This is a genomic window from Kitasatospora sp. NPDC002522 (genome assembly GCF_053595195.1).
The window spans coordinates 1-1,776 of record NZ_JBSFXE010000110.1; the positions used below are offsets into that span (position 1 = coordinate 1).

2 protein-coding genes are annotated in these 1,776 nt (G+C 71.5%); one reads left to right on the forward strand and one right to left on the reverse strand.

The window, feature by feature from the left end:
- Positions 1-463: dihydrofolate reductase family protein (locus ACWD4U_RS34690; protein WP_449787411.1), on the reverse strand; the 463-nt coding region annotated here is incomplete at its 3' end.
- A gap of 286 nt (positions 464-749) precedes the next feature.
- Between ACWD4U_RS34690 and ACWD4U_RS34695 the strand changes: the two genes are divergently transcribed.
- Positions 750-1,776, forward strand: a 1,027-nt coding sequence (locus ACWD4U_RS34695) for a serine hydrolase domain-containing protein (protein ID WP_449787412.1), incomplete at its 3' end; no start/stop codon positions are given.

Genomic DNA, 1,776 nt, shown 5'->3' on the forward strand with positions numbered 1-1,776 from the left:
GTCGGCCGCGGCCCAGGACCACCGGGTGGACGTAGATGCTGTACTCGTCGATCAGGTCGAGTCGGCGGAACTCGGCGGTCAGCTCGGCGCCGCTGACGGCCAGGTCACCGGAGGCGGAGGATTTGAGTGCGGCGATCGCCGCGGGGTCGACGCTGCGGACGATGGTGGTGTTCCACTCGGCGTGGGTGAGGGTGCGGGAGTAGACGGTCTTCGGCATGTCGCGCCAGATGCCGGCGAACTCGGCCATCGCCGGGCTGCTCTCCGGGTCCTGGTCGGCAGTGGGCCAGACCGAGGCCATCAGCTCGTGGGTGACCCGACCGCTCAGCAGCCCGCCCATCGCGGCCACCCGCCGGTTGAAGTGCTGATGCAGCTCCTCGTCGACCAGTTGCCAGCCCAGGTCACGGTCCGGGCCCTCGAAGTAGCCGTCGATCGACACCGACACCAAGTAGACGACGTTCGGCATGGCAGGCCCCTCCGGACGGGCGGTCGCGGACCTCGTCCACGCTACTCGCCGGGTCGGACGGAGCGGCGCAGGCGGGGCCAGTGCTTGTCGCGCCGGGCCGCGCGGCGGCGAAACGCGACTGCGGTGGACCCCGGCGTCAGCCGAGTGGTTGATGGGGCGTCAACCAGACGGTGTGAAAGGGGAATCCGTTCGGTCCGGCGAGCCCAGCCGATCGGGCCTTGGGCACTGCGTGGACGCGGGGCACACTCTGAGTGCAAGGTGCGGAAGCGGCCGAAAGGGGACAAAGATGCGCACGCTGCGGGAGTTGCTGGAGCGGTTCGTCGCGGACGGCCTGGTGCCGGGCGCGGTCGGGTTGGTGGCGCGCGGACGGGAGGTGGAGGTCGCCGCCGTCGGGGAGTTGATGCGGGAGTCCCTGGTGCGGATCGCCTCGATCGGGAAACCGGTCATGGCGGCGGCGGTGCTCCAGCTGATCGACGAGGGAATCCTCGGGCTGGACGATCCGGTTGCCCGCTGGCTGCCGGAGCTCGCCGAGCCTCAGGTGGTGCGGACGCCGTCCTCACCGGTGACGGACACGCTCGCGGCCACGCGACCGATCACCGTGCGGGACGTCCTCGAGTCGCGGGCCGGGTACGGCTTCTCCGCGGACTTCGGGCTGCCCACCGCCCGGCTGCTCGCGAGTGAACTGAGCCAAGGGCCGCCCCAGCCCCAGAGGGTGGCGGCACCGGACGAGTGGATGGACCGGCTCGGGCGGATCCCGCTGCTGCACCAACCCGGCGAGGGCTGGCTCTACAACACCAGCTCCGACATCCAGGGCGTGCTCGTCGCCCGCGCGCTCGGCGAGCCGCTGGGCGAGGTGCTGGCGGAGCGGATCCTCCGACCGCTGGGCATGACCGACACCGGATTCTTCGCGACTCCCGAACAACTCGGCCGACTCGGGCCGCTCTACCAACCGGCGCCGGGCGGCGAGCTGCGCCTGATCGACCCGCCGGACGGGCAGTGGAGCACCCCGCCCGCCTTCCCGTCCGGCGCGGGCGGGCTGGTGTCGACCGTCGACGACATGTACGCGTTCGGGCGGATGCTGCTCGCGGGCGGGCTGGCCGAGGACGGTCGGCGCATCCTCTCCACGGCTGCGGTCCGGCTGATGACCACCGATCACCTGACAGGGCGTCAACGCGCCGACAGCGAGCTCTTTCTGGAAGGACAGGGCTGGGGCTACGGCGCCCCGAACCCGATCGGCGAGCTGGCCAGCGCCCCGAGAGTGCGCTCGGTCATCGGTCGTTCCCCCTCCAAACAGCCTTTCACCCGGCGGATCT